Source organism: Acidithiobacillus sp. TH-A67, from assembly GCF_057473545.1.
Genome location: NZ_JBYCKU010000026.1, coordinates 64,666 through 89,331, shown reverse-complemented (window position 1 = coordinate 89,331; position 24,666 = coordinate 64,666). Strand labels below are relative to the sequence as shown.

The 24,666-nt window shown below is 58.3% G+C and carries 17 protein-coding genes, 2 tRNA genes and 1 pseudogene; 8 read left to right on the top strand and 12 right to left on the bottom strand.

Annotated elements, in window-relative coordinates; all coding sequences use genetic code 11:
• Window positions 1–32: 32 nt before the first annotated feature.
• The 5 genes from purC to AC2VNM_RS03120 all read right to left on the bottom strand — a co-directional run bounded on the left by purC (window position 33) and on the right by AC2VNM_RS03120 (window position 5,028).
• Window positions 33–746 (bottom strand): phosphoribosylaminoimidazolesuccinocarboxamide synthase, encoded by a 714-nt coding sequence (purC, locus tag AC2VNM_RS03140; protein WP_483190152.1) that lies wholly within the window; start codon window positions 744–746, stop codon window positions 33–35.
• On the bottom strand, window positions 743–2,050 hold the full coding sequence (purB, locus tag AC2VNM_RS03135; protein ID WP_486912873.1) for an adenylosuccinate lyase: 1,308 nt from the start codon (window positions 2,048–2,050) through the stop codon (window positions 743–745). The genes purC and purB overlap by 4 nt, the downstream gene beginning before the upstream one ends.
• Window positions 2,047–3,204, bottom strand: a complete 1,158-nt coding sequence (locus AC2VNM_RS03130) for an outer membrane protein assembly factor BamC (RefSeq protein ID WP_483165641.1) — start codon at window positions 3,202–3,204, stop codon at window positions 2,047–2,049. The genes purB and AC2VNM_RS03130 overlap by 4 nt, the downstream gene beginning before the upstream one ends.
• A gap of 14 nt (window positions 3,205–3,218) precedes the next feature.
• Window positions 3,219–4,121 (bottom strand): 4-hydroxy-tetrahydrodipicolinate synthase, encoded by a 903-nt coding sequence (gene dapA, locus AC2VNM_RS03125; protein ID WP_483165642.1) that lies wholly within the window; start codon window positions 4,119–4,121, stop codon window positions 3,219–3,221.
• Between the two features lie 97 nt (window positions 4,122–4,218).
• On the bottom strand, window positions 4,219–5,028 hold the full coding sequence (locus AC2VNM_RS03120; RefSeq protein ID WP_486912872.1) for a tetratricopeptide repeat protein: 810 nt from the start codon (window positions 5,026–5,028) through the stop codon (window positions 4,219–4,221).
• A gap of 166 nt (window positions 5,029–5,194) precedes the next feature.
• On the opposite strand from AC2VNM_RS03120, the gene AC2VNM_RS03115 reads away from it, so the two are divergent.
• The 6 genes from AC2VNM_RS03115 to AC2VNM_RS03090 all read left to right on the top strand — a co-directional run bounded on the left by AC2VNM_RS03115 (window position 5,195) and on the right by AC2VNM_RS03090 (window position 12,129).
• Complete coding sequence (locus tag AC2VNM_RS03115; RefSeq protein ID WP_483165644.1) at window positions 5,195–6,730, top strand: efflux transporter outer membrane subunit; 1,536 nt, start codon at window positions 5,195–5,197, stop codon at window positions 6,728–6,730.
• Window positions 6,727–7,812 carry an efflux RND transporter periplasmic adaptor subunit gene (locus AC2VNM_RS03110; RefSeq protein WP_483165645.1) on the top strand — a complete coding sequence of 362 codons (1,086 nt, stop codon included), beginning with the start codon at window positions 6,727–6,729 and terminating at the stop codon, window positions 7,810–7,812. Before AC2VNM_RS03115 ends, AC2VNM_RS03110 begins: the two co-directional genes overlap by 4 nt.
• A gap of 9 nt (window positions 7,813–7,821) precedes the next feature.
• Complete coding sequence (locus AC2VNM_RS03105) at window positions 7,822–10,923, top strand: efflux RND transporter permease subunit (protein WP_483165646.1); 3,102 nt, start codon at window positions 7,822–7,824, stop codon at window positions 10,921–10,923.
• Window positions 10,924–11,112: 189 nt separating this feature from the next.
• Window positions 11,113–11,391 (top strand): type II toxin-antitoxin system RelE/ParE family toxin, encoded by a 279-nt coding sequence (locus AC2VNM_RS03100; RefSeq protein ID WP_486912871.1) that lies wholly within the window; start codon window positions 11,113–11,115, stop codon window positions 11,389–11,391.
• Window positions 11,392–11,403: 12 nt separating this feature from the next.
• The gene (locus AC2VNM_RS03095) at window positions 11,404–11,682 is read left to right on the top strand and encodes a HigA family addiction module antitoxin (protein ID WP_483165648.1); all 279 of its coding nucleotides are present in this window, start codon (window positions 11,404–11,406) and stop codon (window positions 11,680–11,682) included.
• Window positions 11,683–11,943: 261 nt separating this feature from the next.
• The gene (locus tag AC2VNM_RS03090) at window positions 11,944–12,129 is read left to right on the top strand and encodes a hypothetical protein (RefSeq protein ID WP_483165649.1); all 186 of its coding nucleotides are present in this window, start codon (window positions 11,944–11,946) and stop codon (window positions 12,127–12,129) included.
• 406 nt (window positions 12,130–12,535) lie between these two features.
• Here the strand turns inward: AC2VNM_RS03090 and AC2VNM_RS03085 are convergent.
• From AC2VNM_RS03085 to AC2VNM_RS03075, 3 genes are all read right to left on the bottom strand, one after another.
• Window positions 12,536–12,628: transfer RNA gene (locus tag AC2VNM_RS03085), tRNA-Ser, on the bottom strand.
• A 124-nt stretch (window positions 12,629–12,752) separates the two neighbouring features.
• Complete coding sequence (locus AC2VNM_RS03080) at window positions 12,753–15,041, bottom strand: acyltransferase family protein (protein WP_486912870.1); 2,289 nt, start codon at window positions 15,039–15,041, stop codon at window positions 12,753–12,755.
• Between the two features lie 23 nt (window positions 15,042–15,064).
• Window positions 15,065–15,820, bottom strand: a complete 756-nt coding sequence (locus AC2VNM_RS03075) for an SGNH/GDSL hydrolase family protein (RefSeq protein ID WP_486912869.1) — start codon at window positions 15,818–15,820, stop codon at window positions 15,065–15,067.
• 134 nt (window positions 15,821–15,954) lie between these two features.
• Here AC2VNM_RS03075 and AC2VNM_RS03070 point away from each other — a divergent pair.
• Window positions 15,955–16,031: transfer RNA gene (locus tag AC2VNM_RS03070), tRNA-Arg, on the top strand.
• 323 nt (window positions 16,032–16,354) lie between these two features.
• Window positions 16,355–17,590: a hypothetical protein gene (locus AC2VNM_RS03065; RefSeq protein ID WP_483165652.1), complete on the top strand. Its 1,236-nt coding sequence runs from the start codon at window positions 16,355–16,357 to the stop codon at window positions 17,588–17,590.
• Between the two features lie 292 nt (window positions 17,591–17,882).
• Here AC2VNM_RS03065 and AC2VNM_RS03060 read toward each other — a convergent pair whose 3' ends face one another.
• The 4 genes and pseudogenes from AC2VNM_RS03060 to AC2VNM_RS03045 all read right to left on the bottom strand — a co-directional run bounded on the left by AC2VNM_RS03060 (window position 17,883) and on the right by AC2VNM_RS03045 (window position 24,603).
• Window positions 17,883–19,067, bottom strand: coding sequence for a DUF3322 domain-containing protein (locus AC2VNM_RS03060; protein WP_486912868.1), 1,185 nt, complete (start codon window positions 19,065–19,067; stop codon window positions 17,883–17,885).
• Window positions 19,068–19,078: 11 nt separating this feature from the next.
• The gene (locus AC2VNM_RS03055; RefSeq protein WP_486912867.1) at window positions 19,079–22,477 is read right to left on the bottom strand and encodes an ATP-binding protein; all 3,399 of its coding nucleotides are present in this window, start codon (window positions 22,475–22,477) and stop codon (window positions 19,079–19,081) included.
• Window positions 22,470–23,132, bottom strand: a complete 663-nt coding sequence (locus AC2VNM_RS03050) for a DUF4194 domain-containing protein (RefSeq protein ID WP_486912866.1) — start codon at window positions 23,130–23,132, stop codon at window positions 22,470–22,472. Before AC2VNM_RS03050 ends, AC2VNM_RS03055 begins: the two co-directional genes overlap by 8 nt.
• 23 nt (window positions 23,133–23,155) lie before the next feature.
• A pseudogene (locus tag AC2VNM_RS03045) lies at window positions 23,156–24,603 on the bottom strand (DUF3375 domain-containing protein).
• Between the last annotated feature and the right edge of the window lie 63 nt (window positions 24,604–24,666).

Sequence of the window (24,666 nt, the reverse complement as noted above, 5' to 3'; positions counted from 1 at the left end):
CAGACCTGAGGAATTGGATTATTCTGTAACGCCTAGGCGAGAGGGACACCAATGCGACGTGCCACTTCGATATAGGCCTCGACCACCCCACCAAGATCGCGACGGAAGCGGTCCTTGTCCATTTTTTCCAGACTTTGGGCATCCCAAAGACGGCAACCATCGGGGCTGAACTCATCACCCAGCCGCAGCTCACCGTGATAACGCCCGAATTCGAGCTTAAAATCCACCAGAATCAGTCCGGCACGAGCGAAAAGCTCAAGCAGTAGGACGTTCACCCGTTCCGTCCAACGGGTCATCGCCGCGATCTCGTCCTCGCTTGCCCAGCCAAAGCTGCGAATATGCGAGTGATTGATCATGGGGTCGTGCAGGGCATCGCTCTTGAGGAAAAATTCCAGCACCGGCGGCTCCAGAATGCGTCCTTCCTCGATCCCGAGGCGACGACAAAGGGAACCTGCGGCGCGATTGCGGATGACACACTCCACCGGGATCATTTCCAGGCGTTGTACCACCGACTCACGCACGCCAGTACGACGCAGGAAATGGGTGGGTACCCCGGCCTGCTGCAGATATTCCATGATGAAGGCGTTGAAGGCATTGTTCACCTCGCCCTTGCGCGCCAGCTGGGCAAGCTTTTCCCCATCGAAGGCGGAGGTATCGTCCTTGAAATGGAGGATCAACTCGTCGGGATTCTCGCCCGCGTAGACGATCTTGGCCTTGCCCTCGTACAGTTTTTGACGATCGCTCATGCGGGTCGACCTTCCGGAAACACCCGCGCGAAGACCCTATCGATCTCTTTGCTGTGGTAGGCAAGATCAAAAAGCTCGCCAAGCGCAGCAGCGCTGAGATAGCGCTGAATCTCCGGGTCGGCCGCCAGAAGGGCCTGAAAGTCTTGGCCCTCCTGCCAGACCCGCATGGCATTGCGTTGCACCACGCGGTAGGCATCCTCCCGCAGCATCCCCTTCTCCGTCAGTGCCAGCAAAACGCGCTGGGAAAAAATCAGGCCATGCATTTTTTCGAGGTTCTCGCGCATCCGCTCGGGGTAGACGACCAAGCCCTCGAGCAGGCCACTGGCGCGATGCAGCATGAAATCGAGAACGATGCAGGCATCCGGACCAATGACGCGCTCCACACTGGAGTGCGAAATATCCCGCTCATGCCAGAGAGCGATGTCTTCCAATGCCATCCCGGCGTAGCCACGCAGAAGTCGCGCCAGGCCAGTGAGGTTTTCGGAGAGGATCGGGTTGCGCTTGTGCGGCATTGCCGAACTGCCCTTTTGCCCCGCGGTAAAGGGCTCCTCCGCCTCCAGGACCTCGGTGCGCTGGAGATGCCGAATCTCGACGGCGATCTTCTCGACAGAGCCGCCAATCAGGGCCAAGGTGTTGAAAAATTCGGCATGACGATCGCGGGAAATCACCTGTGTACTGGCCGCCTCGGGTTGCAGATCGAGCTCTTTGCAGACGGCTTCTTCGATGTCTGGGGAGATATTGGCAAAGGTACCCACCGCCCCTGACAACATCCCCACCGACACTGCGGCAATGGCGCGTTCCAGGCGCTGCAGATTGCGTTGTGCCTCCGCCCGCCACACTGCCACTTTGAGTCCAAAGGTAACCGGCTCGGCGTGAATCCCATGGGAGCGGCCAATCATCACCGTGTCTTTATACTTCCACGCCAGCCGTACCAGTGCCTGATCGAGACGCTGCAGGCCAGCCAGCAAGAGCTTGCCGGCAGCGCGCAACTGCAGGGCGAAGCCGGTATCCACCACGTCAGAAGAGGTGAGTCCCTTGTGGATGAAGCGGCTGGAAGGACCAACAAACTCGGCGACCGAGGTCAGGAACGCGATCACATCGTGCTTGACCTCTTTTTCGATGACGTCGATACGCTCGACATCGAACTGTGCCCTACCCTCGATTTCTGCCAGGGCCTCTGCCGGGATCTCGCCCCTTGCCGCCAAAGCGCGACAGGCGGCCAGTTCAACCTGCAGCCAAGCATCGTACTTGGCCTTCTGCGTCCAGAGAACGCCCATTTCCGGGCGAGTGTAGCGCTCGATCATGAAGCATTTCCTTTCTCTGGACTCAGAGCCGACTGCAGCTTGTCCAGGACGCTAACGGCTGCCTTACTCTCTTCTTCGCCCTGTGCTTTGGAAGAGGTCTCTAACACGCTACCGCTGTCGTCCTTCATAGCCAGCAACTTAACCTGCACAGACAGGGGCTTGGAAGGCTTGCCGCCGCCCCAGATACCCTGGATGCTGTGCCAGGCATTGCTGAACATTCTGCCCAACATACCCTGCGATTTCTTCTGTTCAGAACCGCCGCGAACTTGCACCGACCAGACGCCGAGAGCCTCGGCATGGATGGGATAACCCAGACTGTTCAGTGCCGACTGGACGGCAGGCTGCGCCTTGGCCGGCGGCTGATTCAAAACCAGATATGGACCGAGGTCGTCACGATACCGAGTCACCTTGATCGCGGGCAGCTCCGCCATCACCACCGATTGCGCGAGACGCTTTTGCACCGCCTCCAGCAGATGCCGGTTAGCATCTAAATCCGGATCGTGTGCCTGCCAGTCCAGGGACTCGGAAGTGGGGCTGATCCATTGGCGTTGCTGCGTAAGGGTCAAAAGCTGCGCACCATCTCCCTGTGCTTGCAGCCGGAAGGTATATTGCATCCGCCGGTTGGCACCGACGCTATTGCCAAAGATCGAGGTGAGGCCGCCACGTTGATACTCCCAATCGGTCACCAGTTCGTTCTTCTCTGGTGAGAAACTCTTGATGCCGATCTTACGCTTGCCCAGCTCGGCACGGACGGCTGACCAGATCTGTGCAGGCTTGGCCTGGGTGCGCAGGGCCAGATTCTTGCTCTGCCCGACTAGCGTAGCCTGCTCGCCTGGAACCGTGGGCTCGGCAACCGCGCTTTCACCGGGCGCCAGACGCGGTTGAAAGACTTCGTAGCCATTACTGGTGGTCGCGCTTTGCATACCAGACTGTTGCACGGCCTCCGCCGCTGTCAGTCCACCGCCAGGTATGGTAACTCCCGGTTCTGGTGCCGAGGCCAGCAGATCTGGAGGCACCGCCAGTGGCTTCAATAATTTGGCATCGGTATACTCGGGACCATTATTGGTCTTCAAAAAGGGAATGTAGGAACAGCCACTCAGACCCAGGCTGAGCAAGGTGGCGGCAACAAGGCTTCGAGCAATCGGTTTACGCATGGGTGCAAGCGTACTCATGAGGCGGGAGAAAGAGGGGCGTTACTGGCATACTCCAGCGCGGCACGCAGACGGGCGTGCAAGGATTCGCTGAGCGGGGTGAGCGGCAAGCGAATCGTGGGACCTACGCGCTGCTGGTCCGCAAGCAACCATTTTGCCGGTATCGGATTGGATTCTGCAAAGAGATCGCGATGCAGCGGTACCAACGCATCATTGATTCGTCGCGCCCGGGCAAAATCTCCATCCAAGGCGGCGCTCGCCATTTGCGCCATGGCCCGCGGCACGACATTGGCAGTGACAGAGATCACGCCACGCGCGCCTATCGCCATCGCTGCAAGTGCTGCGCCGTCGTCACCACTGTAGACCTCGATGCTGGCATCACGGGTGCCACAGAGATGCAGGATTTCCGCGACGCGATCGACCTTGCCACTGGCCTCTTTCACCCCGACGATACAGGGACGTTCGGCAAGCCGCGCCACTGTCTCCGGCAGGATATCGCCGGAGGTACGACCGGGCACATTGTACAGAATGATGGGAAAATGACAGGCATCGGCAATAGCGCTGTAATGCTGGAAGAGGCCCTCTTGCGTCGGCTTGTTGTAGTAGGGGCTGACCAGGAGTGCGGCGTCTGCCTGCGCTTCCATGGCAGCACGGGTGAGCTCGATGGCCTCAGCTGTGGCATTGGCCCCGGTACCGGCAATCACGGGAATGCGACCCCGCACCTGCTCGACCACAGCGCGAATGACGGCCACATGCTCCTTCACCGTCAGCGTTGCCGACTCGCCGGTCGTGCCGACGGCAACGATCGCGTGCGTGCCTTCGGCAATGTGCCATTCGACCAGATCCCGCAAAGCGCGGTCATCCACGGCCCCACCAGGATCCATTGGCGTGATCAACGCCACCATACTTCCGTGAAACATCACTGCTCTCCAGCCATATCAGCGCAGACCGGCAAAGGCTGAATGGTACTGGTCGGGGGTGATGCTTGGCAAGACGAGGCCTGCCAAGCGCCAATCATCACAGCCAGCTGTCGTCGTCTCCACCCATCCCGAAATCCCCCGCAGAAGGATCGTCTCCGCCCCAGGAGGCGTCGGTCATGCCGAACTGATCGTTCTGACCAGCATCGTTGCTGCCATTTTCACCATCGCGATGGCCGAAGAGACTACCAGCGAGGGCATTACCCGCTGCCATACCCGCGCCAATACCCACGCCGGTGGCAATACCCGAGGCCAGACCGGAACCAATGCCGCCACCCTGCGGCGCCCCGGCAGGACCGTAGGGCCCCTGCGGACCGTAAGCCCCCTGTCCGGGAAATCCGCCCATATTGCCAAAGCCGGGCTGTATCTGGCGGTAGGCCATGGCCTGTTGTTGCCGACGGCGGCGCAGGAACCAGGAGATCCCGGCGATGACGGCAATCAAGCCCAGAAACCAGACGATGGCCGCGCCCAGTCGGGAATGCGACTTCTCGCTAGCCGCTGCAGCAGGGGCTGCTTTCCCAACCTTTTGCTGCAACTGCTTTTCAAAACCAGTCAATACCTTGGGCTGCACAAAAGACAGGCTGGGGTCGAAGCTCTTGGCGCGCTGCAAGGCAGCGGCAGCCGCCGCCCATTTGCCCTCTTTCGCCAGCAAACGTGATTCCAGATACTGCGCCTGTGCAGAATTGGGATGCGCGGCAAGGACCTCGGAAAGCTGCTGCTGCGCCTGGGCGTACTGACCCCCCTGGATGGACTGGATGACCTGCGGCACCGTCGGCTCCGCCATCGCTACAGGGGAAAGCAGCACAAAACTGGAGGCCGCAAGGCCGATGAGAAGGGTACGACGAATCATGGTGAACGCTCCGAAAAACCATCAAGTTTGGTGTACGTGAATATGCGTCGCACGCGCTGTAAAATCAAGGCCCTTTACATTTTGACATCATTTGCTTTGGATTGACAAAATCATAGGTAATACGCATTATACCGAACGGTCGGTCAAACCCCTGGAGTCCCCGCCCATGTCTTCTTCCCTGCCCTCTTACCGGTTCCTAGCACTGCTGGTGCCTTTGGCTCTGGGGCTTTCCGCCTGCAGCTTTGAGCCGAAGCTGCGCGTGCCACATACCCCCGGCGATCACATTCCCTATGACGCTAAGGGCAATCCCAAAAGTACGGTATCCGCCGCAGGTTCAGCCGGGTCCGCGCAGGAATTCGTCTATGGTAAGGCGCTCGACGAAGAGTGGTGGAAGCTTTTTCACTCCCAGAAAATCAACGAACTGGTGCAGACGGGCCTGAAGAACAGCCCAACGGTTGCGCAGGCACAGGCGCAGTTGCGGCAGGCGCAAGCAGTAGAACGAGTGAACGCCAGTATCTTCTATCCCCAAGTCACCGGCAGCCTGCAAGCCACACGTACCAAAGCATCGTCGGCGGCCTTTGGTGGCGGCCAGGGCGGGTTCCGCTATTCTCTCGTCACCGGCAGTCTTGGGGTCTCGTATTATCCCGATATCTTTGGTGTAAATCGCCTGGTCTACAAAAACAGTAAGGCCCTGGTCGACTATCAGCGCTGGGAACTAGAGGCTGCGCGCTTGACCCTGAGCGGCAACATTGTCACCACCGCCATCGATGCCGCAGCCACCCGGGCACAGATTGCCGCGACTCAGGAAATCATCGCGCGCGAGAAAAAACTACTGCAGTTGACCCAGCTGCAATACCAGGCTGGCGCGATCGACGACAACACCGTCGTCACCCAGGCCAGTCAGCTCGCCAGCCAGGAGGCGAAACTGCCGCCTCTGCAACAGCAGCTCACCGTCTATGATCATCAGTTGGCGACCTTGCTTGGCGAATTTCCCGGCGAGGCCAGGATTCCTGAACTGCAACTGGATCAGCTGACCCTGCCGGAAAAGATCCCGGTAAGCCTGCCCTCGATCCTGCTCAAGCAACGACCGGACATTCAGGCAGCACTGGCACAGATGAAGGCCGCCAATGCCACCATCGGTGAAACGAAGGCGCAGTTCTTTCCGACCGTGCAACTCAGCGCCTCCATTGGCTCCACCGCTGCCCACCCGGGTCTCTTTTTCGATCCAGTGAGCGGTATCTGGAGTCTGCTGGGCAGCCTCTCGCAACCCATTTTTGAGGGTGGCAAGCTGCGCGCACAGGAGTCCGAGGCCAAGGCCGCCTACGAAGTCACCTTTCAGGAGTATCGGACGACGGTTCTCGGTGCCTTTGGCCAGGTAGCCAATGCCTTGCGCGCTCTGCAGCGCGATGCCGAAACCCTGCGCGCGCAGCAGGCAGCACTCGATGCTGCGCGAAAATCCTTGCATCTGAGCGAGGTGAGCTATCGCAGCGGCGCTAGTGACTACCTCACCCTGTTGACCAGCGAGATCCAGTACAACAGCGCCCGAATTGCGGTGGTACAGGCAGAGTCGCAACGGTATCAGGACACCGCCGCTTTGCTCGTCGCCATTGGTGGCGGCTGGTGGCATGAGCCCGGCAAAGGGGCACCCAAGCTGCAGAAAGTTTCCATCCCCCCGGTAAAACCTTCCGGAGATCCCCAATGAAAAAAGCATACGCTATCGTCATCATCGGACTGGTCCTTCTTTTTGGTGGCATCTTCGGCTTCAAGGCCTATGTCAATCAAATGATTGCCAAGGCCATGGCCAACGCGCCCAAACCGGTATTTTCCGTTTCCGCAGAAAAGGTGCGGGAACGGGAGTGGCACCCCGAACTGCGGGCCGTTGCCTCTCTCAATGCCATACAAGGCACAGAGTTGAGCACACAGATTGCTGGCAACGTCACTGCCATCCATTTTCATTCCGGCTCCGTGGTACAGGCGGGACAGCTTCTGGTGCAGATCGACAACAGTAACCAGCTGGCGCAACTGCAGGTAGACCGCGCCAATCTGCGTCTGGCGGAGGTCAATCTCAAGCGCACGCAAACCTTGATTGCCGACAAGGCGGCGAGCCAGGCGCAACTTGATCAGGCACAGGCGACCTATGCCGTCGATCAGGCCACCGTGCAGAATGACGAAGCGACCTTGCACAAGCTTGCCATCACCGCACCCTTCAGCGGTCATATCGGAATTCGCAAGGTGAATGTGGGTCAGTATGTGACGCCAGGTACCGCCATTGCCGATTTGCAGAGCTGGGATCCGCTCTACGTCGACTTTACCTTGCCGCAGAGTGATCTCCCGGATCTGCAGGTCGGGACGCCAGTACAATTTCGCTCGGACACCACCGGCGACCAGGCATTCACCGGCAAGATCACGGCACTGGGTTCCGCCATCAACGCGCAGACGCGGCAGATCGAGATTCAGGCAACCCTGAACAACCCCAAAGATGTGCTGCGCCCGGGGATGTTTGGCAATGTCACGGTGGTTCGCAACGTAACCCAGAAGGTATTGACAGTACCGGTGGCAGCCATCACCTACAACACCTATGGCAACTTTGTCTATGTCGTCGAAAATAAAACGGTAGATGGCAAGAAAAGCCAGATTGCCGTGCAGCGCGTGGTACAAACGGGCGAAGAGCGCGATGGTCAGGTCGCGATCAGCAAGGGCCTGAAGGCCGGCGAGCTGGTTGTCACCGCCGGACAGGTCAAATTGACGAATGGTGCGCTGGTTAGCGTCGCCGCGGCACACTGAGGCCCTCCTATGCGATTTACGGAAATTTTCGTTCGCCGGCCGATAATGGCCACGGCACTGAATCTGGTGATCTTTCTGCTAGGCCTGCACGCCTTTCTGATGATGACGGTGCGGCAATATCCGGCTTTGACCAACACCGTGGTCACCATCACCACGGCCTACCCTGGCGCCAGCCCATCCACTGTGCAGGGTTTTGTGACCACGCGTCTAGAAAAGGTGATCGCCAGTGCGCCACATATTGATTATCTCACCTCGAACAGTTCCGAGGGCACGTCGACCATTACCGTCTATATGCAGCTCGGCACCGATCCGAGCTCTGCCTTGGCCAATATTCAGGCCAAGGTACAGCAGGTGACGGATCAGTTACCGACGGGCAGCCAGTTACCGGTCATCAACGTTACCGTCGGCAGCAGCACCGACCTGATGTATGTGGCCTTTTACAGCAATTCACTGAACCAGCAGCAGATCACCGACTACCTGCTGCGCGTGGTACAGCCGCAGCTGGCTACCGTGTCGGGAGTCGGCCAGGCGCAGATCCTGCCGCCCGGCGCCGGTAACGGCAACACCTACGCCATGCGTATCTGGCTCAACCCGCAGAAGATGGCGGCCTTGGGGATCAGCGCCGCACAGGTGTCGACGGCCCTGCAGGCAAATGACTTTATCTCTGCCGTCGGGCAGACGCGGGGCAAGACGGTGCAGAACACCATAGTTGCCACCACCAATCTGCATAACGTGCAGGAATTTAAAAACCTGGTCATTACCCAGTCCGGTGACACCTTGATTCGTCTCAAGGATGTCGCCAAGGTCGAATTGGGCGCGCAGGACTATACCTCCTATGCCTTCTTCGACGGTCGCCCTGCCGCCTTCATCGGCATCCAGGAATCGCCATCGGCGAATTCTCTGGATGTAGCGAGTGGTGTCAAGGCGGCACTGAAGAACATCGACAAAGGGCTACCACCGGGTCTGCATGAGGCCATCCCCTATGATGCCAGCGTCTTCATCAAGGCCTCTCTGGATGAGGTGATGCTGACCATCGGCATTACCCTGGCGGTGGTGCTGCTGGTGATCTTCCTCACCCTGGGTTCCTGGCGCGCAGCGGTCATTCCCGCCGTCGCCATTCCGCTGGCGATCGTTGGCGCAGGTTTGATCATGTGGGGTCTCGGCTACTCCATCAACCTCATTACCCTGCTCGCCTTCGTGCTGGCTATTGGACTGGTGGTGGATGATGCCATCATCGTGGTCGAAAATGTCCACCGCCACATCGATGAAGGAAAATCTCCTTTCGAGGCGGCAATGCTCACGGGTCGCGAGCTCGGCTCTCCCATCGTCGTCATGTCCACGACGCTGATCGCGGTCTTCGCACCGATTGCCTTCATGGGCGGGCTTACCGGGAGTCTCTTTGGCGAGTTTGCCTTTACCCTGGTCGCGGCGGTGTTCATTTCGATGATTGTCGCTCTCACCCTCTCGCCGATGCTGGCGAGTAAAGTGCTGCGGCCTACCAAGGAGCACGGCTTTGAGCATTTTATCGACCAGCGCTTCAGTGGCCTTTCCCGCTTATACGATCGCCTCCTCCGTGGCAGCCTGAATTATGTTCCGGTGACACTGCTCTTTGCCGCGGTGGTTTTCGCCAGTGTCTATTTCTTGTTCACCACATCCAAATCGGAATTGGCACCGCAGGAAGATCAGGGGATCATCTTCAGCGCCGATACCGGCGGTCCCACAATCACGCCAAAAGAACTGGTGAAATACGGGAAACAGGTACTCCACGTATACGACCAGTATCCTGAGAAGGCGGCAACCTTCATGGTTACCGGCATATCAATAGGCAGCGGTGCCGCCAGCAACAGCTTGGTCGCAGGTATGCGCTTGACGCCCTGGAGTCAACGCAGCACTACGGCGATGGAGCTACAACCCAAGGTGCAGCAAGCGTTGCAGTCGGTTACCGGCTTGCAGACAGCCTCCTTCCTGCCACCGTCGTTGCCGGGCTCGGCCGGTGGTCTGCCGGTGCAATTCGTTCTGCAGAGTCCTGGCAGTTACACCAAGCTCGACAAGGTGGCGGAACAGGTCGTCGGCGCGGCCTACCAAAGCGGATTGTTCTTTTATGCCACGAAGGATCTGCGCATCGACAACCCGGAAGTGGTGCTGAAAATCAACCGCAACCTTGCCGGCAACCTCGGCATCAGCATGGAGGCCATCGCTCAAGACCTGCAGCCGCTGCTCGGTGGTAACTACGTCAACCGCTTCGATATGGACGGGCGCAGTTACAAGGTCATCCCCCAGGTTCCGGACAGCTTTCGTGCCGATCCGGGCATGCTGAAGCATTACTACATCAGCACCGCCAGCGGCGCCCTGGTGCCACTGTCGACGGTGGTCAGCATCGAGATGCGCACCGAACCGCAGTTTTTGCCACAGTTTGACCAGCTCAATGCGGCGACGATACAGGCGATTCCCAAACCCGGAGTGAGCATGGGGCAGGCGCTCAGCTTCCTGCGCCAAGCGGCCGAAAAAGTGATGCCGAGCGACTACCAGGTGAACTACGCGAGCCAGTCCCGGCAGTACGAACAGGAGAAAAGTGGACTACTGGTCACCTTCCTGCTAGCCATTCTGTTGATCTATCTGTTGCTTTCAGCACAGTTCGAGAGCTTCCGCGATCCACTGATCGTGCTGATCACTGTGCCGATGTCGATCAGCGGTGCACTCATTTTCATCAGCTTGGGCTTCGGCTCCATCAACATCTACACCGAGGTGGGTCTGATCACCCTGATCGGTTTGATCGCCAAGCAGGGCATCCTCATCGTGCAATTTGCCAACAGTATTCAGTTGCACGAAGGTCTCGACAAACGCGCGGCGGTCGAAAAGGCCTCCAGTATCCGTCTGCGCCCCATCCTGATGACGACGGCGGCGATGGTCCTCGGCGTGCTGCCCCTGGTATTTGCGACGGGGCCCGGCGCGGTCTCGCGTTACCAGATGGGTCTGGTGATTTGTACCGGGCTGGCCATTGGTGCGCTCTTCTCGCTCTTTGTGGTGCCCGCCATGTACATGGCCTTAGCTAAGGACATCCGTGACAAGCGCGAGCAGCTACTGGGAGGGAACAGCAGTCCCGCTGCCTGATGCAGGAGTCTCCCGTGCTTGAAAGCGCCGCCCATGCGGCGCTTTTTTTGCGTCTTTCAAAAGTTTTCCGCGCTGCAGGGAATGAGCGATTGGGCGACGTTTTTGGCAGGTGGCGGGGTAATTCCGCTGCGGCAGGTGACTTGATCCGCGCTCTCTGTGATCTATACTGTCACCTAATGAGTTACAGACATGATCCAGAGCTTCCGGCATAAGGGATTGCGCCAGTTCTACGAGACTGGCAGCAAGGCAGGTATCCAAGCCGAGCAGGAGAAGCGGTTGCGGGTGCTGCTAGCGCGATTGAATGCCGCCCTGAGTCCTGCGGATATGGACCTACCCGGAGCACGGTTGCACGCGCTCAAGGGCGATCTGGCGGGGTTCTGGGCGGTGTCTGTATCAGGTAACTGGCGGCTGATCTTTCGCTTCGCGGGATCGGATGCCATGGACGTAGACTATCTGGATTATCACTGAGAGGGCACTGAGATGATGCACAACCCCCCGCACCCTGGCGAAATCATCCGGGAATTATGCATAGACCCTTTGGGGCTTTCCGTCACGGAATCCGCCGAGGCGTTGGGCGTTACCCGCAAGGCGCTGTCTGAATTGTTGAACGGGCACACCGGCATTAGCCCTGCAATGGCCTTCCGTCTATCTGCGGCCTTCGGCGGGAGTGCCGAATCCTGGCTGAACCAGCAAGCACAATATGATCTTTGGCAAATCCGGCAGAATCCCCCAAAGGTGCGGCGCTTGGTGGAAGCGTGAGGTACACGGATTTGCAGCCCTCGCCAACTCGTGTCACAACAGAGTGCGAGAGCGAGAACGCCGTAACACATCGACCTCTTACGGAGAGCGATTGGGAACTTTTCGTAAGAGCCTTAAGGGCGCAAAGAAGGCAGGTTGCGCGCACCCGGAAACCCTGCTGGCATTTGGTGAAGTATGGAACTGCCCTAGGGGATTTCCAGAGCTGCAGATGCGCTATAGTGATAAAAGTAGTGTAGGCTTATTTACCGGGGAGATGGGATCATGAAGCAGAAAAAATTGCACGCCTTTTTTGAAGGAGTTGCGACGGTTCTTCAGCTTTACCCAACCCAGAACCAGCCCATGCGTAGCCGCTTTTATCAGGAACCCGCGTCATCCGCAGAAGCGATCTCTTCAGATTGGATTCGGGTCGGCGACTCCTTACGCTTGGCCAACTATTCGGATTCCTGATTGGTTTGGCTGGGCTCGCCTGTACGCTCTTCTTAGCCTGTACGGAGCACCAACCGCAGCGGCCGTTACTGGTTCCTTGGATTTGGTCGCCCTAGTTGCCGTGTTCGTGTCCTGTCGCTTTGCTGACAATATCAATTCAGCAACTGTGTCAGAGAATGCGAATAATGATCACTAAGAATCATTCCAAAACACAAACCGCTTAGCCTGGCCTAAGCGACACTTGCGCATGACTGACTACAGGGCTTAAAACGCCCACGTCGGACAAGAGAAAACGCTTGATTCAGAAGCATCTTTAAGCACGGTAAGGCGAGCCCCAGCCAATCTTGGGAAGCACGGGGATAACGAGCTTCAAGCTGGGCAGCAGGAAGAAAGTGGCCGATTTTCAGGAATTTTTAGGGTGGGGAAGTGGCGGAGAGAGAGGGATTCGAACCCTCGATGGAGTGTTTAGCCCCATACTCCCTTAGCAGGGGAGCGCCTTCAGCCTCTCGGCCATCTCTCCGACGCGCGGAGTGTACCGCGGAGTCATACTGCACGTCAAAAAATGGGGCCTGCGGCGCGCCGCCCGCCACAATCTGTCAGGCCTGGCAAAGGTCATGTGCAGAACTCGATATGGCAATCTTTTGCTATTGTCCCCCAACGTCGGGACTCTGGGCCTGATCGGTGGGGAATTGCCGGCGCTGTTTGCCAGCGTCCTCTTCCCCAACCTGCTGCCGAGAGGCATTACTTTCTGTTTGGCCGGGATTCTGCAGTATCTCAGCGCCGCTCTCCTGAGCTCCCTGCCATTGCTGATTCTCTTCCCAATGGTTCTGTCCGCTGGTCGTTTTACCAAAGGGTTCGCCCATCTGTACCGCAGTCTGTTTTCGTAATGCTTCGGCAACCGGGCCTGTAGCCGACAATCCAGCAGCACCCAGCGTAGCGTTGGCAGAGGCACCCTCCGTCACAGCAGAAATGGCCGCAGCGGAAACCGGGGTCGGCGCGGTCGCAGCAGACGGTTTCGCGCTGGGCGCTGGCTTGCTGGCTGGCACGGCGTTGGCGAAGATCGCTTTTGGCGGCGGCGGATTGCGATACCCCATTTGATAGAGGGTGCGGAGCACCGCCTGCATCAGGGCCTGCGCACCATCCCAATCGAGATGGACCTGATCGGCCACAAAATAGCCTGGATGACCGTCACTGATACGGTCCCAATGCAGCAAGGTGATATTCGGATACTTGGCAGCAGCGCGATCGTACATACTGCGCACCTCGTTTTCCCACGGGCGCGGTACGGACGGGACAATCAACAGGATCTTACGATTCCCCACTGCCTGCACGAAATTTTCCAGATCAGACCACTGAACATAGCCATTGCTGCCCAGCTCTACTACAACATAGGCAACCTTGGCATAGGCTGGGTCCTGAAACATTTTCTGTAGCACCGGCTGTGCCCGGAAAAACGAGCGGCCCACCTGACCATCTAGAATCCCGTTTGGAACCATGTGAATCACATACCCAGACCAACCCAACAGAATAGAGTCGGTTATGAACAATACCTGCTTTTCGGGATAGGCCGGATTACTGCGCAGTTCTTGCCCATTATACAGAAAGCCCAGACCGGGATGAGGCTGCCACTGCATCAGATCGGTATTGCTTTCCAGGACCTTGTTGGCCCGGGAATCTGCGTGTGCTTTGGCCTCGGCAGCCGAGAGGGTCTTGGCGCCCGTCAGTGCTTGCAGATCCCGTCCCATACTGGCCACCCGTTTCTCCAGATATTGCCGATAGAGAGCATCGTGCTGCGCTTGCGCTTGCAGACGTACCGCCTCCTGTCCCAGTCGACTGGCCTGCCACCAGCCCACACTGGCCAGCGCCAGCAAGACGAGCACCGACACGAAAGCTCGGCTGCCTACTTCATGTCGCACCTGCTTTTGAAAGGCCGCCTGCAATGGCAGTTCCAGCAGCAGGTAGGACAGCACCGACAGCAACAGCAGCAGAGAAAGCGAAAACAACGCCTGACTGGCGATGGAAGTCTGTGGGAAGTAGTAGTGGACCAAAGCAACGACCGGAACATTCCACAGGTACAGAGAATAGGACATCTCCCCGAGTTTACCCAAGACCAGCAGTTGCAGTCGTGGCAACCAGGCCGCGCGCGCGGCGGCCAGCAGGAAGACCACGCCAAGGGCGGTTGTAGCAAGGGAAAAATACACAAAATTTTCGTAGGGGGCCAAAACAAAAAGCGCCAGCAGCAGCAGGATGGCGAGGATACCCAAGCCATCGAAGCTGCTCCTTCCTGTCTCCCGGGGCCGGGCCCAGCCCAGTTCGGTCAATAACGCGCCGGCAAGATAGGGAAAAGCATGGCTGGGAAGCACATAGGCGGCATTCAGACTACCCTGGCTCATCAGCCACCAGGCAGAGCCCAAACTTATACAAAATAGTAACGCCAGAACGGTCCGGTACCACCACTTCCCTAGCAATGAAGTACGCAATAAAAAGTGCAGCAGATATAACTGACCCAATAGAGAAATGAACCACATCCCCAAAAACGGATGAGGGTAACTGTACACCTGAAAATAGGGGATATGATGGAGGACCAGATAAAAGTTGTAGCCGAGGATCGCCGAGTACCAGACAGGCGCCCATCCGGTGAGCAGATGGGTCGACCAAAGCAGTACCGCCAGGATGGCGGTCACCACCAGCATAGGAACGAGAATACGGGAAAACCGTCGCGCAAAGAAATCCTTGCTACGCTGCGCCAATGAACTCTGGCGCCCACGGCCAAGGGATTTTTCGATCAGAAACCCTGATAACAGAAGGAAAACATCAACTCCCAGATAACCACCGGAGAACCAGGGATAGTTAAAACTGATGGTGTCATGAATATGGAAGGCGATGACCGCAAAAATGGCCAGAAATTTGAGATAATCAATATATAGCAGCACGCTTGTTTCCCAGAAAGAAAAATTCAGTTGTGCTTGGTAGCGATCACCTGTTGCAGATCGGTGGCGATGGCGTGCACCATCACCTGGATACCCATCCAGGTTGGGTGTACCCGATCAGTCCAGAAGTAGCTGGGATGGTTGCGACTGAGCAAGTCCCAGCGCACCAGATGGACATTAGAGTGGGTAGCCGCGGTCTGGAGGTAAAGGTCTTGCACCTCGTGCTCCCATGGTCGGGGCATTTCCGGCATAACGAGCAACACCTGACGGTCGCCAACCAGCTGCAAAAAGGTCTGCATGTCCTGCGGCAAAACCTCGCCGTTGGTCCCCAATTCGACCACCACATAACCCACTTTGTGGGTCATCCCATTTTCCTGTAGCGTTCGCCAGATGGGTATGGCCGAGGAAAATTGTCGGCCGACCCGGCCATCGAGAAAAGCATTGGGAAATACATGCGCAAAATAGCCGGACCACCCAGTCAGGATGCTATCCCCAATGATAATCACACCAGTGGGGCCCAGGCTGGGAAAACGGATGACCGAGTGGGCGTCGAGCACATAACCAGGATTCGGGCTTTGGCGAAAATCCTTGCGGGCATCGATGATCGCCATACGATCCAGATAGCGATCGCTGGGCGAGACCGTGGCCTTGGTCGCTGAGGTAGCGGGAGGCGCTGGCACCACGGGCTGGGGCGCAGGTGTCTGGGGAATCGACTGCGCGCACGAGGTCACGGAAAGAATCGCAGCGCCAAGCAGCAGACGCGCCCAGATGTAAGGTTTCATAACACGCAATGCCCATCCCTCTCAATTCCGGCGCGGCCCCAGAAATGAGGCGCCTCCCCTCCGGGCGGATGGTAGCAAAGGAAGGACGAAAATGCCTAGCGAGATGCGCCTTACCTAGCTTACAATAAGGGTAGGCGCCCATAGCTCAACCGGATAGAGCAACGGCCTTCTAAGCCGTAGGTTGGGGGTTCGATTCCCTCTGGGCGCGCCAGATAAAACAATGGCTTAGGGTTTTCTCTTGCGGAAACGATTGCCGGGTCGTAAGCGCGCCTGACGTCAGCACCTGGAGGATCTAAGCCGTTGATCCCCGCGCCACCCTGGTGCCATACTGATGTCGGGAACGAACAGCCCTATTAGGGAACGGCGTTTTAGAAATATGGCATACCTCATTGTTAGTTATCCGCTTATTTCTGTAAGCCATGGCGCGAAAAAGGGAACAAATGCCTGTTTTTGACCCTCTAACTTCTAAAGTGGGGGTTCGTTTCCCTCGGGTCGCGCACGGTGAAGAAACGGAGTCAATCCAAGGAGCAAATCGTGAACAGTTATACTGCGCATCCTCGACAGGGCGACAAAGCCAACTCTCCTTTCTTTGAAGAATGGCTGCCACGCCTCCTGGAAGAGCGAGACAGGCTCGGACTGACCGAAAACATCCGTCGCATCGATGCGTTGATGATGACCCTCGAGCCCGGACATTCCGCTGCGTACATCCGCGAACTCTGTTTGATGACGCCCTACAACTATCTGGTCACGCTCGACACCGACCAGCATCTGACCCACATCCTGCGCATCGACATGAATTATCCAGATGTATTGGTGCGAGAGGTCAAGGACCCCGATTTGCGCGGCATCTTTCGCAGCCTGAACGAGGTGTATCCCATTGGCGCGAAGAAACCAAATGCGCGCTATATGGGAGAGATTTTTCAGGTGGAAAATTTGCATGAAGTAGTCGAAATTCAAAAGAGTCGTGAAATCCGTTTTTTCAACCAGGAGCAAATTCGGCAGATGGAGCTCCCGGGAAACATGGCGATTGTCAAGCCTTCGCCCTACACCCACAATATCATCGGGTATTGGGAGCGCCCGGACAACGATATTCGCGTCTACGCCCTAGGAAATTCGCGCATCGATCCGGACATGCAGGCGGCGTTTGAGCAAGCACAAGAGTTGCGGGAACGGGTAAAAATCAGCGAACTCCTCTTGCCAATCGATCATTTGGCTACCCGCATATATAGCCAGAATCGAGAAGTTGCTATTCTCGAGTACCTTGGATTATCCAGTTACTACTATTGGGGATCCTACGATATTCCAGATCAAAACTCATCCACCAACGTCACCAAAAGCCTGCATTATGATGACGTTCTGCATACACCGGCAAAGGTCTTCACGGCTGCCAATCATCCCTATTTTTGTAATCACCTATTGCAAATTCCCTCTCCTACGGAATCTTTTGTGCGCAATTTTGGCCCGCGTTTGCATCATATTGCCGTTGCCGTGCGGGATGGCAAAACCCAAGGCAAGACCAACATCGATTACGTGGTATCCAGCCTGGCGGAGTGCGGGCAGGAATTCCTGCTGCAGGTGATCGGCTCCGAGCAGGAGGGCCTGAAGCAGATTTTTTCTCGTGCCTCGACGCACACCTCTCTCATCATCGAGTATGTGCAGCGCTTTCACGGCTTCGAGGGATTTTTTACCAAGGAAAATGTCGCCGACCTCACCGCTGCAGCGGGAACGGAAGAAAGCTTGCGCAGTCTGGAATCCGAAGCCAGACAGTAACACGAGCTACGGCGGGGCCAATGAGCACCGCTGCGCTTACCTGCGTGCCTTCAGTCGTCAAGTCCCAAACAGGCGATGCGCCAACGCCCCCTGCATATCCCGCCGCGCGTTGCCAATCACATAGATGTAACCCTTTGCTTGGCTGATGGCTTGCCTTGCCAAGATCGATTTCCGCATTGCCCAGCGCGAGAATTCTTCAGCAGCGTCAAGGTTTCCTGCGTCTTGGTTTGACTTGTGATGAGTACTGCATCATCTGGCTCCTTGATGGACTATAACGCAATACAGTCTTTACTCAGTCCTGTCGCAGCAACTGATCCATCCGCTCGCGCACCCAGCCAAAGTTCAGATGTTCCTGTTCCAGCCGCAGTCCTTCACGGATACGGTTGTCGCGTAGGTCGTCGTACAGGCTAGACTCCTCGAGTGTCAGCCGCTGCAAATCGCAGCGGAATGGCTTGTCCTCCCGTCCCCAGAAGGAAACGTGGGCATCGAGGGTGGCGCGATCCATGAGGAACGAATCGACGTGGCTGAAGTGACTCCGCAGTTGATCAAGGATGGCGAAGCCGTGGGTGTCGATATCGCCCCAGTAATGGATGGCACAGCGCCCCAGCCACCGGGCCTCCCCGAGTGCGTCCCAACCGTATCCGGAACCAAAGATGACGATCGCTCCTGGTATGTTTGGGAAGGCGAGGAAGTTGGTTTCATTCTCGGTGATGAATACCCGTCGCACCGCGATGGCCAGTTGGCTGAAACTGTCGGCGTCGAGCGTGATGTCAGGGCATGTCGTACCGGCGACCGCGTGAATCCCGGGATCGAGGATGCGGAAGCGTAGCCGCAGGGGTTTATCCAGAAAGCCGTAGCGGGCGGCAAACTGCGCAACACCGGTCTTGGTGCTATCCACGCTATCCGCCGGCAAGGCCAAGTCGAGCATCTCGGCCAATACGGCACGGTGCGTCTCGATGAACTTGCTATGCACGCCGGGCAAGTCCACTTGGCGCAGATAGACCGCCGGCCGTGGATGCTTACCGACCCAACCCACCACGGCCAGCAAACGAGGCCATTCATCCGCCAGTTCGAGGGCCTGCAAGGGCCGCTTTTCCAGCCAGGGCAGCAAGGAAGGATTTTGCAGCCGGGTCATCGCCAGCAGGGCGGAAAACCGCTCCCACTCGCGGTGCTTGCCGAGCCAACCCAGCGCATCCTCCAGCGAGTAAATCCAGACCCGCGACGGGAGGCTCTGCAAGCCCTGCACCCGATGGCGAATCTCACGCCACTCCAAACGCAATGGACTGATGCTGGCCAATTCCGCCGCCCAGCTGCGCACGGCATCAAAGCGCTCGGTGATCTCGGCTGACGCGGGACCCTTGATGGTCAGGCGCAAGGGGAAACGGGTGCTGCCCGTCACGACATCCCGCAGCAGTTCGCCGCGATCCCAGAGCCGCGCCAACTGCGCTTTCAATTCCTTTGGCGTCGTCCACGTCACGGCGAAATCTCCTACGCGGTCTGCGGCACCGCTGCAGCTATCGTCGCAGCACCCTTGGCCTTCTGCGTCCGATACTCCTCGATGGACAGGTTGCGCAACTTGGAGGCCCGGCCACCCTCGTTGTGCACGAATCCCACGCTAGCCACAAAGGGCTCGATGATGTGGATCTTCTGCAGGGGCGTGACGATCAGCAGTTGCAGGTTAAGTTGCCGGAACAGTTTCAAGCCGTACTGAGCCGATTCGTCCGAGCCACGCCCGAACGCCTCGTCGATGACCACAAAGCGGAAGGAGCGCGAACGCACTGCCCCCCATTCCAACCCAAACTGGTAGGCCAGACTGGCGGCGAGAATGGTGTAAGCCAGTTTCTCCTTCTGGCCGCCCGATTTACCACCTGAGTCCGAATAGTGCTCGTGTTCTGTGTTGTCTTCGCGCCAGCGCTCGCTCGCTGCAAACAGAAACCAATTGCGCACGTCCGTGACCTTCGCGGTCCAGCGCCGATCCTGATCCGACAATCCATCCCGGCCACGGAATCGGTCGATGATGGCTTTGACCTGAAGGAACTTAACTTCGGAATATTGGGTGTTGTCGGACCCGGTAACCGCACCCTCGGTACAGGCGCGCAGATCCTGCTGAAAATCGCGGATCTCGGCATCCGGGCTGGCCTGCGACTCCAACACGATGTAACGCCCAGGATTGTAGTCAATTTCCGAGAGCGACTTATTGATCTGGGCAATGCGATCCTTGATGGTCTCACGCTCGCGTGCCAACTGGGCATTGAAGTTGGCAATCTCATTGATGGTGTTGACGTTCAGCAACTCCTTGAAACGATGCACGAAACGCGGTAAGTCATCACGATTGAGCTGCGTCAACAGGTTCTCGAACTCGAAGGCGGCTTCCAGGCTAGCATCCATATCGGCCGTTTCCAGCTTGAAGGTCTCCTTGAACGACGCCATCGCCTTGATGATCTTCTCGGCGAGGCGTTTTACCTTGCCATCCTCGGCATCGATCCGCGCTTGCAACCAGGCGCGCAGCTCCTGCTCGCGGTTGTCGCAGGATTCTACGGTCAGCTGATGTTCGCCCAGGGCTTCGGCTCGCATGGCCTCAAGGGCATTCGACAACTCAGCAGCAACGGCAGCGTTCTGCATCAGCAAGGCCGTCTGCTGACGCTGTTCCTGGGCGTCCGAGCGGCGCTGCTCTATCTTGGCGCGGCGGTCGCGCACGGATTGCAATGCCTCTTCGGTGCCCTTGAACGCCTGCTGCAGTTCCCGCAGACGCTCATGCAATTGCTTGAGGACATCCGATGCCTGCTCCAGTTTCTGGCGCTCATCTTCGAGTGCGGCGATGTCCGTCGCCACGCTGGCCCAGTCGAGTTCTTCGAAGCTCGTGAACTCTTCCAGGCGGGTCAGGGCATCAAGCCGGGTCCGTAGTACCTTGCGCTCAGCATCGATCTTACTGATCTGGCTGCCCAGCTCGCCAAGATGGGTTTCGAGCTGGCCACGCTTGGCTTCCAACGCGGCAATCTTAGCGCTGTTGCTCCAGCCAAGCACATAGCGGCTGCGATCACCGATGCGGTGCCTGTCGTCCTTCTCGTGCCGACCAGTCGGGTCTTTGATCTGCCCGGCACGGGTGATGGCCCGCGTTTCCCGGCGGAACTGTTCCTGCGTGGCGCAACAAGCCACGTCAAAGCGATGGGCGAGCTCGCGCTCGAGCCAGTCGTAGTACGGCGAATCAGGCTTGATGGCGAGTTTCCGCACCAATGATTCACGGTGTAGTTCCGGCAACTCGGAGGCTTTACGGGGTCGAACGTGGAAATAGACCAGGCGCCCGCGCAGATGGCTACTGTCCACCCACTCCGCCACCGCCTTGTAGTGGGTATCCGGCACCAACAGCGACAGGCCGAAGCCGTGCAGCAGTCTTTCCGCCGCACCCTCCCAGTCGCGCTCCTCTTCGCGGACCTGAATCAACTCCCCGGCGAAGGGCATGCCGTCCACATCTAGACCCAGTGCGGTGCACAGGGCGGAGCGGACCTGAATCTGCTGGTCGTCGATGTTACTGCGCCGGCGTTTGAGACTGGCGATTTCTACTGTCAGTTGGTCGTGCTCAAGCTTCCCCTGGCGCAAACTCACACTATGCTCGGTCAGCGCGTTCTGGAAGTCGGCATCGCGGTTTTGGACCTCTTCCCGCCACGCATTGAATTGCGCCCGCTGCGCGGCAAAGCCGGCCTCGTCGCGGGGGGCTGACTCCCCCAAAACGGCTGCCAGTTCGCGAAAACGCCCATACTTGGCTTGGCGTGCATCGCGTAGGCGTTCTTTCTGGCGGATCTCAGCAGCGAGCCGCTCCAGACGATCGCCACCGTTATCATTGATGGCCTGCTTTAATTCATCGACCTGTCGCCCCTGCTCCTCGCGCGTGCCGTCCAGGCGTCGCAACTGCCCATCGAACTTGTTCCATTCTTCATCCAGCAGACCCAGGCGCTTGTCCAGCAACCCCAGTTTGAGGCTGGCGAAGTACGCACGCAGTCCGTCGCGACAATGCCGCAGATGATCCACCTCGCTCACCAGTTCGCCATGCCGTTTGCAGTCGGCCACCAGCGGCGTCAACAATTCCACCTGTTGTTGTGCCTTGAGCACGGCCTGATGGGCGCGGTTGAGATCGTCAAAGTGTGCGATCAGCGCCTGGATGCGCGATGCCACCTCGAACGGCTCCAGCATATGATTGCGGACAAAGTCGGTCAGGTTGCCAACCGACTTCATCGACACTGTCTGGTGGAACAACTCCAGCGCCTGATCATTCTCGATACCAAAGCGGCGCCTGAACCACGCGGCATAGGGCGGAAAGCTGTCGTGCAGTTCGGCACCATTGCCGCGCAGTCGCTTGCGCAGCGCCGCGATGTCGGTACCGAAGTTGGCGAAATCCTCCGCAATCGACAGATCACGCTCAGCTCCGAGGAAGAAGCGGGCGGGCTGCCCTTGCGCCTCCTTCATCCAGAACACCTGCGCCAGACTCACTGTCTGGTCGTAACCCGCGTTGTGAAATACGCCAAGAATGACAGAGTAGCTGCTATGGTCGCGCAGGGAGACTGGCCTGGACACTCCGGTGACCTCATTGCGTTCGGATTTATAATGTCCCAACACATAGGATCGCAGAGTCCGTTCCCGGCTGTCCGCGCCGGCCGCCTTGTTGTAGGCGATGCGATGAGCCGGCACCAGCAGGGTGGTGATGGCATCGACCAGCGTTGACTTGCCGGAACCGATATCGCCGGTGAGCAGCCCGTTCTTGCCGTCCAGTTGCAGCGTCCAAACCCGGCCGTCGAAGGTACCCCAGTTGAAAACCTCTAGCCGGGAGAGGCGAAAGCCCGACAGCGCATCGTCTGCCACCAGGCCCAGCTCCATGCTCTGCTGCTCAATCATCGTGCGCCTCCGGTGCCGATGCCGCACCCAACAGGGCAGATTGATAGATTGCCAAGCGGGCATCAAACTCGGCCAGCCACTGGGCGTCCACAAAGGCCTTCAAGATGCGCCGGACCTCGTAATTGCCTTGTCCTGCCAAGCTCCCACTGGCCGGTTTGAGCTTGCGCAAAAAGCCCAGTTCCACCACCTTGTTGATGGTGCTTTCGATCTGGTCGATCAGCTTGGCCTCGTTGGGTCCATCCGGTAGGAAAACCCGTACCAGCTCAACGATCTCGTCACGCGACAGCACCAGACGTGTGTCACCGCCGCCGGCATCGAATTCGGCTAGCTTCTTACGCAACAGAGCCAGCAACAGACTCACCGGAAACGATAAGGGGCGACGCGCGACAAGACGCGGCAAACGTGGCGTCGGATCATCCGCCGCTGATTCCGGACGGCTTTTCAAAAAGGCGTACCCCTCGGCCTCATCCAGCACCAGTTCCAGATTGAGCACCGCCACGTAATCCCGCACGCGAGCCTGCAGGTGCAGCAGTGCCGTCCACTGGCGTTCTGACTGCTCGCGGTACTGCACGCCTTTCAACAGTCCGATCAGCAAGGTCGACAAATCCATCTCAGGCGCGGCCGGGGCACTGGTGAAGTCTTGTTCTATTTCCATTGAATACCCTGCTTCGTTCTCCGTTAGCGCAGGAAAATCACCCGCGGCAGGCGAGCCGCACGACGCACGGGTGCGCCACGGTCATCCTCTGCCTGCCACTGAATGGCTTCCGGCGCGTCCTCGTCCACCACTGCGTTGAAGGCATCGCTACCCAGTTGCAAATAGGCCACCAGCTCGGCCAAGCCGTGCTGCAGGGGCTGGTCGGCCACCAGTTCGCGCAGGCTGATCTGTGCCCTATCCTGCAAGGCATGGCGGATATGACGAGTCAGCCTCGCCTTGTCCACCACTACCTGTTCGAACAATGCTGATGGGTCGATGCCCTCGTCTCCGGCCTCCAAGACCAGGTTGGTGATTACCGGCTTCACGGTCGGCGTGAACAAGGGGCGCTCCATTGTCAGTTCAATGTCGGCCTGCGCCTCGGCTACTTCCATCACGTTGCCTGTCGGCGGCGCATCTCGTAGCGCCAGGGTCTTGCTCTCGATGCCGTGCAGAATATCCATGATGCGGCGATTCTCTAACCAGGCTTGATCGTCCAGAAAGCGACGCAACTGTTGCGACAAGGCCGCCACCGTGCGTTGGGTGTGTTCGCCGGCCTCCAGCCAGTCATAATGCACACGGCGGGTACGGGCATCGGGCTGCACGGCCGCCACTGCAGGAAGCTGAAGCACCCGTTCCAGCAGACGGTCAACTCCTCTTGGCGGTGGCTAGAGAGCAGGAACTCCCAAAAGGCGCGGAAGCTCTTGCCCTGATCGGAGTCGGCAATCGCATCGCGCTCTCCCATAATTTCTTCGAGCAGCGCACCCTTGCTGCCTTCCCATAGCGCGATGCGCTCACGCACGCGCCGGTCTAGCTGGCGGAAGTTGTACTCCACCTCGCGAAAATCCGTGAGCAACTCGCGCGCGCCCTGCATGAACTGCTGAAAGCGATCCTTCAACGCCGTATCGTCCAACAGCGGTACATCTCCCGCCATGACCCGTGCGATCTCGGCGTCGATCTCATCGCGCTTTTTGTGCAGGTCAGCAAGGCGCTTGGCTGGATCGGCTTCGGAGCCCTCGCTCATCTGCTTCAGCAGGTCGAATAACGTGAGCAGACGCGATTCGGTGCCAACGAACTGCCGCTCAGAAAGCTGCTCCAGCCATGCGATAGCCTTTTCGGTCGCAGGCGTGAGGTCGAACTGCGCCTCGTCCGTACCAGACTTGTAAAACTTGCGCAGCCAGCCCTTGTCCGGCGACGCCCAGTCGTTCAGATAGTCGAGTGCGGGCTTGGGAAAGGCGGTTTCGCCGAGTTGCAGACGCAAGGCGTACAACTCGTCTTCCAGCGCCTCGGACAGGTCGGCGGCGGCCATCACCCGCACATTGGGCGCCACGAATACGCGGTGCAGAAAGCTCGCCACCAGCGGCGCATGGTCAGAGCGCAGCAGCCGCCAGGCAGGGTGGTGACTGCGCAGGACATCGATGCTGCCGAAGTCCATCGTCATGTCAAACCCAAAAATGGTTCGATCTCATCGCACCGCCTAGCAATAAAAACGCCCAAC